This window comes from Nocardioides sp. NPDC057772 (assembly GCF_042798075.1).
In the GTDB taxonomy this organism is placed as follows: domain Bacteria; phylum Actinomycetota; class Actinomycetes; order Propionibacteriales; family Nocardioidaceae; genus Nocardioides.
In genome coordinates this window covers 19,513-27,134 of the sequence record NZ_JBHVKN010000053.1, presented here as the reverse complement: position 1 = coordinate 27,134, position 7,622 = coordinate 19,513, and the positions used below count along the sequence as shown (strand labels likewise).

Annotated in this window: 5 protein-coding genes; all 5 read right to left on the bottom strand. The window is 66.1% G+C overall.

Annotation, left to right across the window (positions count from 1 at the left end; all coding sequences use genetic code 11):
- Positions 1–410: 410 nt before the first annotated feature.
- Positions 411–2,549: an N-acetylmuramoyl-L-alanine amidase gene (locus ACFVJS_RS11775; RefSeq protein ID WP_378879830.1), complete on the bottom strand. Its 2,139-nt coding sequence runs from the start codon at positions 2,547–2,549 to the stop codon at positions 411–413.
- 147 nt (positions 2,550–2,696) lie between these two features.
- Positions 2,697–3,494, bottom strand: a complete 798-nt coding sequence (locus ACFVJS_RS11770; protein WP_378879827.1) for an ABC transporter ATP-binding protein — start codon at positions 3,492–3,494, stop codon at positions 2,697–2,699.
- Positions 3,491–4,390, bottom strand: a complete 900-nt coding sequence (locus ACFVJS_RS11765; RefSeq protein WP_378879825.1) for an ABC transporter permease — start codon at positions 4,388–4,390, stop codon at positions 3,491–3,493. Before ACFVJS_RS11765 ends, ACFVJS_RS11770 begins: the two co-directional genes overlap by 4 nt.
- Positions 4,374–6,407 carry a glycosyltransferase gene (locus tag ACFVJS_RS11760; protein WP_378879822.1) on the bottom strand — a complete coding sequence of 678 codons (2,034 nt, stop codon included), beginning with the start codon at positions 6,405–6,407 and terminating at the stop codon, positions 4,374–4,376. Before ACFVJS_RS11760 ends, ACFVJS_RS11765 begins: the two co-directional genes overlap by 17 nt.
- Positions 6,404–7,597 (bottom strand): UDP-galactopyranose mutase, encoded by a 1,194-nt coding sequence (gene glf / locus ACFVJS_RS11755; RefSeq protein ID WP_378879819.1) that lies wholly within the window; start codon positions 7,595–7,597, stop codon positions 6,404–6,406. The genes ACFVJS_RS11760 and glf overlap by 4 nt, the downstream gene beginning before the upstream one ends.
- Positions 7,598–7,622: the final 25 nt, after the last annotated feature.

Here is a 7,622-nt window from a genome sequence, read left to right as displayed (position 1 = left end):
GATTCGTAATCCGGGTCGGCGCCGACAGGGCGCCCGAGAAACGCGGTGGTGCGGCGCCCTACGGACTCGCGGAAGGGGTGAGCTGTCCTGAGAGTCCGTAGTCGATCGAAGGCGCCGCCCGCCGCGCCGCGAGGCGTCATGGGCGGGTCACAGGCTGTTCAGAAAGTCGATCACCGCCTGGATGATCTCCTGAATGATGCCGGGATCAGACATGAGCAGACTCCTTTCCAAGTACCCGAGAAACCCTAGAAATGCGAGCCGGTCACCGGCAGAGAAGCGCTTTGCGTCCCCCTGTCGCAAACTCGCTGCACAACACGTTAGGCAGATTTCAGGGACACTGTCCATGAATCCTCGGAATTACCGCGACAACGAAAATTCGTAACGCGTGAGATCCGAGGAGAAATCCCGTGCTACCCGAACTGGTCGTAGCCCCGCACGACGCCCATCTGGGTCTTCCGGTCCCAGCCGCCGCTCTGGTCGTGCTCGTAGGCGAACCACATGCCGTCGGACTTCCGGCGCAGCAGCAGGTCGCCGCCCGTGGAGGCGCCGCGCAGGTCCTTGGTCGCCAAGATGAAGTCGAAGACGCTGGTGTCGATGTCGGGGTCGGAGTACGTGGTCAGACCACCGGGGCCGTTGGTGCGGAAGATCAGCAGCTTGTCGGAGACCCTGAAGATCGCTTCGGGTGAGCCGTCGTCAGCGTAGAATCGGCCTGCTCCGATGACCTGGGTCGAGCCGCTCACCGCGCTGCGCATCATGTAGGAAGCGCCCAGTGCGTTGGTGCCGCGCCCGGGCCACACCCGGATCTCGCCGGTGGGGTGCTTGCCCATGAGGTCCGGCCAACCGTCGCCGGTGATGTCGCTGACGACGTCGATGACCGCGAGCGACTCGAAGTTGCGACCGATGATGATGCCCGTCGCGAAGGTCTCGGTGCCGTTGCCACGGTTGAGCCGGATCGTGCCGTCGGTGTGACGGATCAGGATGTCGCCGTCGCCGTCGCGGTCCCAGTCACCGGCGTTCATCAGCGTGGCCGAGGTGCCGCCGATGAGGTTGGTCGCTCGGGGCGTACCGAAACGGGCGTTGCCGTCGGTGCGGAGCACGACGATCCGCTTGTCGGAGGCGCGCCGGGCGAGCAGGTCGGGGTAGCCGCGGCCACTGATCTGTGACTGCAGCTCCCGCGCCGCCCAGCCGGCCTGCTTCGAGCCGGCCTGAGAGCGGATCGTGCTCAGCTGGGCGTAGAGGTAGCGGCCCGGGCAGGCGGTGGAGCCGGCGTCGCGATGGCCCATGATCGCGTGCGAGAAGGTGCGGTCGCCCATCCGGGTGGAGCCCTTGTCGCCGCGTACGCCGTGCAACGAGAGCTTCCAGGCGAAGAGCGTGCCGAAGGCGTTCACCAGCGCGCTCGGCGGCGCGACGTCGTCGAAGTTGCCGAGCGCCGAGGCCCCGAAGCTGTAGCTGTTGTAGCCCGACGTGTGAGCGCCGACGACGGGACGGTCGACGCCGCCGTAGCGGCCCTCCCAGATCCGGCCGAACTTGTCGATCAGGAAGTTGTAGCCGATGTCGCGCCAGCCGCGGCTCTGCACGTGGAAGGTGTAGATGCTCCGGATGATCCCCGGAACCTGGTCTCGCGCGTAGGAGTTGGTGCTGACGGTGTGATGCACGAACCCGCCGCGGACCTCGTGGTAGTCGGGCGGCCCAGCCTCGCGCACGCTCTCGTCGGCGCCCCACTGGCGGCGGCTGTAGATGCTGGGCTTGGGCGTGTACGCAGCCGCCGCCAGCGTCGCGGCCCCCTCCCCGGCACTCTCGACATCTGCGGCGCCCTCGGCCGGCTCCGGCGCATCATCGGCGCCGGTCTCGATCTCGGGCGACTCGCTGCGCGTCGAGGCCGGCTCGCCGGGAGTGATCACCGCCAGCCTGAGATCGGCGGGCACCTCCGCACCGGTCAGCCGCAGCCGGGTCTGCACCTGGTCGACCTCGCCGACGACCGCCTCCATCGTGCCCGGCCGCGAACCGTCGGCCTCGGCGGAGCCCGGGTCGGGAGCATGGTCGTCGAGGTGGACGTCCAGCGCCTGCCAGTCGCTCCACGTCCCGTCCACCGACGTGCGTACGTCGGCCCCGACCGCCCCCTCCGGCACGGCCGCACCGGGCGCCCAGGTGAGCCCGACCGTCCCGAAGCCGTCGACCGGTTGCGGCAGGCTGGTCACCGTCACCTCATCGCGCCCGGACGTGGCCTTCTTCGCCTCCGCGGTGAGCCGGCCGACGACGCCGTGGCCGGACTCGCTGCTTTGGGCCGGCGGAGCGGTCAGCGATATCTCCTCGAGGTGGGCAGCGACCGTGTCCGCGGGCACCTGCGCCGCGGAGGGCACGGCTGCCTGGCTCCCGGAGACCGGAACCTTGTCTCCGGGACGGACCACCTTCAGGTCGACGACCGTGCTCGCCGGGACCAGAGCGGCCAGGACGACCCCGAGCACGAGCAGCTGCTGGGTCGACGCCACGTAGCGGGACCGAGCACGCTGAGCGTCGTTCGCCTCGTCTTGTCCGGCCTGCGAAATCATGCGTGGATCCCCCTGGTTCCGTAACACCAGGGAACATCTTTCACATCAGCAACAGAGGACGGAAGAGCCCGCGAGGAACTACATGTCTGTAATTCCTCGCGGGCTCATGTGCCGCTCGGCGTGATCCCGCTTCGCGGGGTCGCAGGCTCAGACTTCCGCACCAAGTGCGCTGTCGGCGGCCTCGAGCTGCTTCAGCTTGGCCGACCCTTTGGCGTCGTCCTCACCGTAGTGGAGGTATTCGATGCCCTCGTCGACGTCGCCGTCGAAGACCAGGCGGCCCTTCTCCAGGCAGATGACACGGTCGCACATCCGCTTGACCGAGCCGGCGGCGTGGCTGACGTAGACCACGGTGCGGCCGCTGTCGCGGATCTCCTCCATCTTCTCCATGCACTTCTTCTTGAAGGGCTTGTCACCGACGGCGAGGACCTCGTCGGCGAGGAAGATGTCGGAGTCGATGTGGACGGCGACCGAGAACCCCAGTCGGGAGTACTGCCCCGAGGAGTAGTTGCCCACCGGAGAGTTGAGGTGGTCGCCGAGCTCGGCGAACTTCACCACGTCGTCGTAGATCTCGGCGGTCTCCTCGGCGGAGAGGCCGTAGATCGCCGCGTTGAGGAAGATGTTCTCCCGACCGGACAGCTGCGGGTGGAAGCCCGCGCCCGTCGCGATCAGGCCGGCGATCTGGCCACGCGTCTTGACGACACCCTGGTCGGGCCGCATCACGCCGCTGATCAGCTTCAGCAGCGTCGACTTGCCGGAGCCGTTGAGCCCCATCAGGCCGACCGACTCGCCCTGCTTGATCGTGAAGGTGATGTCGTCCAGCGCCTTGAAGGTGTTGGAGACCGCCTGACCCTTGATCTTGGCGACGGTGATGTCCTTGATGCTGCGGTGGTAGCGGAGCGTGAAGTTCTTGGTGACTCCGTCCACCACGATCGAGTCGGCGGTCATGTCAGACGCTCCGGAATCTTGTTCTCGTACTTGCTGAAGATCAGCTGCGCGATCACCAGCAGGACCAACGAGCCCCCGAACGCGCCCAGGCCCCACATCCACAGATTCTCCGGCAGATGCTCGGCGGCCGTGGCCTCGGGGTTGTCGGTCACCCCGATCCAGAACGCCTGCTGGAAGAGCAGGACGGCCTCCGAGATCGGGTTGAGCAGGTAGATCCAGGACTTCTCACCGAGGAACTCCTCGATCATGGAGAACGGGTACATCATCGGCACGCCGAACCGGATGTAGTTGGTGAGGATGTTGACCGCGCTGCCGAAGTCACGGAAGAAGACGTTGGCCAGGCTGAAGACCAGCGCCAGGGCGGTGCCGAGCGCCATCACGATGCCGAGCGCGAGCAGGAAGGACGGGACCATCTCCCACGTCGGGGTCCACCCGCTCAGCAGGCAGACGACCACCAGGATCAGGGTCGCCGGCACCAGGTGGTAGAGCGAGACCAGCATCGAGGCGACCGGGAACATCTCCTTCGGCATCGCCATCTTCTTCAGCAGACCCTTGTTGCCGAGCAAGGATCGGGTGCCGGCACCGAAGGTCTCGGTGAAGAAGTGGACGATGACGAGCCCGGCGAAGAGGTGGATCGGGTAGTACTCCATCCCCTTGTCGGCACCCATGATCTTGCCCATGAACAGCCAGTAGACGCAGAACTGCGTCAACGGGTTGATGTAGGACCAGAAGACACCGAGGATCGAGTTGGAGTAGCGACCGCTGATCTCCCGCTGCACGAGCAGCTTGAGGAGATAGCGGCGCTTGAAGACCGAGAGCAGCCCGAGGTTCTCCGCCGGCGGTGCCAGCGGTGCGTCGACGATCCGTACGGGACGTTCATCAACTCCGGTTGCCATCGGTCCCCTTCTCCTCAGCGACCTTCCACGGCTCGAAGGTCTTCTCCCAGGCCTCCGGCGAGGTGACCTCGCTCAGCTTGGAGCGGTATTCCTCGGCCAGCTTGGGCCAGCGACGCTTGAGCTGGCGGTGCACCTTGATGGTGTCCCTCAGCATCTGGTTGAAGAGCTTCTTGTCGCGGCGGTAGAAGGCGGCGCCCTGCTGGTCGTTCATCGACACGATGGCGCTGTCGTACTTGGTGATCCGGTACCACTGGTTGTCCATCGCGGCGAGCTCGGCCTCGGGGAACTCCGTGGAGAGCTTGCGCGGCTTCATCAGCTGACGGATCGGTGCCTTGAGCGCGGCCAGCTTGACCTCGCGGTTGGTCGGCACGTCGGTGTCGTCCTTGCCCTTGCGCGGCGGCTTGTGGCGGCGTACGGGCGGGAACTCGTCCCGGTCGGCCTTGAGCTGCGCGTCCGGGAAGTCCTTGACCATCTCGCGTACGGCCGGAAGCTGGGTCGCGAGGGTCTCGTGGAGCTTCTCGGGGCCGGCGAGCACGTCGAGCAGCGCCTGGTGGCGCAGCAGGACGGTCGAGTACTGCATCGAGACCAGATGCTTGATCTGGTGCGAGAACGACTCGGTGACCATCCGACCACCGTCGTCGTAGATCGAGTGCAGCAGCGCGGCGACGAAGCGGTTGCGCTGGTGGAAGTAGGACTGCCAGTCGAGCGCGTCGTTCTTGTCGGTCCACGGGACGTGCCACACAGCCGCACCCGGGAACGACACGGTCGGGAAACCGGCCTCCTTGGCACGCAGGCCGTACTCGGAGTCGTCCCACTTGATGAAGACCGGCAGGGAGAGCCCGATCTCCTCGATCACCTTGCGCGGGATCAGGCACATGAACCAGCCGTTGAAGTCCACGTCGACGCGCTTGTGCAGCCAGCGGGTCGAGCGCAGGTTGCGGGCGCCGAAGTCCCAGTCACCGAAGACGCCGGGAGCCGACTGCCACCAGAACCGCCACGGCTGGACGATCTCGCCGTAGGAGTGCAGGCGGGACTTGGCGTAGAGCGAGAACATGTGGCCGCCGACGATGGTCGGCCGCTTGGCGAGGTCACCGAAGGTGATCGCGCGGATGATGCCCTCGGGCTCGCAGACGACGTCGTCGTCCATCATCAGGGCGTAGGTCGCGGTGCCCTTGCGCAGCGACTCGAGCTGACCGCGCGCGTAGCCGCCGGAACCACCCAGGTTGCCCTGCTCGATGATGTGCAGCAGGTCGCCCAGGGCCTTCTCGGCCGCAGGGAACTCGACGTCGTCGACGACCTTCTTGGTGCCCTGCTCCATCACGAAGACGGTGTCGAGGTAGGGGCGCAGCGCCTCGTCCTCGCCCATCTGCGCGAGCAGCTTGGCGCAGAAGTCGGGCTTGTTCATCGTGGTGACGCAGATGTCGACGGTGCCGTGCTCGGCGCGGTCGTCGGGGACCTCCGCGGTCCACTCGGCCGAGGTGATGACGGCGTCCTCGTCCGAGGCGACGACGTCGTACCAGTACCAGCCGCCGTCGACGAACGGCTTCAGCGGCAGGTCGAAGGTGAAGGTGCTCAGTCCATCAACAGTGTTGGTGCCGGTGTCGTCTGTGCTTGCAGAGTCGACGCGCTGGGAGCGGCCGTTGGCCATCGACTTGTAGACGATCACGCTGGCGCCCCGGCCCTGGAGCGCGACGGTCAGCTTCACGCTGTCGACCACGGTGTGCCGGCGCCAGTAGCTGGCCGGGAACGCGTTGAAGTAGGTGCCGAGCGAGAGCCGCTCGCTCTTCAGGACCCGCAGCGCCGTCCGCGACTCGATCTGGTCGGGGTGGATCTGGGTCCCGTCGTTGATCGACTGGCGGATCTGGGCGTTGTTGAGCGCCTGGGCCGTCTTGTCGGAGCCGACCTCGTACTTGTCGGCGTCGAGGATGGCGGCCTGGTTGTCGACGTAGAGCGGGAGTACGTCGGAGTCACGGTCCAGGGGCAGGATCTGCCGCTGGAGCAGTCGGGTCACGCTCATTCGTCAACGCCTCCGGAGGTGAGCGGGGTGCCGTCCTCGAAGTGGGGACGGAGCTTGTTCTCGAACATGGTGAGCGCGGACGCGATCGCCATGTGCATGTCCAGATACTTGTAGGTGCCGAGGCGGCCACCGAAGAGCACCATCGGCTCCTTCTTGGCCAGGTCGCGGTAGACCAGGATCTTCTCGCGGTTGTCGGCGGTGTTGATCGGGTAGTACGGCTCGTCGCCCTCCTGGGCGAAGCGGCTGTACTCCCTCACGACGACGGTCTTGCCCGGCTTGTAGCGGTCGGCACGCTCGGGGTGGAGGTGCTTGAACTCCAGCTCACGGGTGAACGGGACCTCGGGGTCGTTGGCGTTGACCACGCCGGTGCCCTGGTAGTCGTCGACGTCGAGGATCTCGGACTCGAGGTCCACGGTGCGCCAGGAGAGCTTGCCGGCGGAGAAGCCGAAGTATTCGTCGACCGGGCCGGTGTAGACGATCGGGACCTTGCCCTTGTAGTCGTCGACCACCGTGAAGAAGTCGGTGTCGAGCAGGACCGTGATGTTCGGGTGGTCGGCCATCCGCTCCAGCCACGCGGTGTAGCCGTCGACCGGGAGACCCTCGTACTTGTCGTTGAAGTAGCGGTTGTCGAAGGTGTAGCGGACCGGGAGGCGCGTGATGATGTCCGGCGACAGCTCCTTGGGGTCCTTCTCCCACTGCTTGGCGGTGTAGCCCTTGATGAAGGCCTCGTAGAGCGGGCGGCCGATCAGGGAGATCGCCTTCTCCTCGAGGTTCTGGGCCTCCTCGGTCTTGAACTCGCTGGCCTGCTCGGCGATCAGCGCGCGCGCCTCGTCGGGGGTGTGCGACTTCCCGAAGAACTGGTTGATCAGCGCCAGGTTCATCGGCAGGGAGTAGACCTGCCCCTTGTACTTGCCGAAGACCTTGTGCTTGTAGTCGGTGAAGTCGGTGAACTTCCGCACGTAGTCCCACACCTTCTCGTTGGAGGTGTGGAAGAGGTGGGTGCCGTACTTGTGCACCTCGATGCCGGTCTCCTCGTCGAACTCGGAGTAGGCGTTGCCACCGATGTGGGGGCGGCGCTCGATGATGAGCACCTTCTTGTCCAGCTCGGAGGCGGCGCGCTCGGCGATGGTCAGGCCGAAGAGGCCGGAGCCGACGACGACGAGGTCAGGAGTGGTTTCAGGGGAGGACACGATCGCTCAGTCTAGGTCTCTGTGG

What these genes read in the sequence shown, in the direction of transcription:
- ACFVJS_RS11765 (WP_378879825.1), bottom strand. Translation starts at nt 4,390, where the DNA reads ATGGCAACCGGAGTTGATGAACGTCCCGTACGGATCGTCGACGCACCG.
- ACFVJS_RS11775 (WP_378879830.1), bottom strand. Translation starts at nt 2,549, where the DNA reads ATGATTTCGCAGGCCGGACAAGACGAGGCGAACGACGCTCAGCGTGCT.
- ACFVJS_RS11760 (WP_378879822.1), bottom strand. Translation starts at nt 6,407, where the DNA reads ATGAGCGTGACCCGACTGCTCCAGCGGCAGATCCTGCCCCTGGACCGT.
- ACFVJS_RS11770 (WP_378879827.1), bottom strand. Translation starts at nt 3,494, where the DNA reads ATGACCGCCGACTCGATCGTGGTGGACGGAGTCACCAAGAACTTCACG.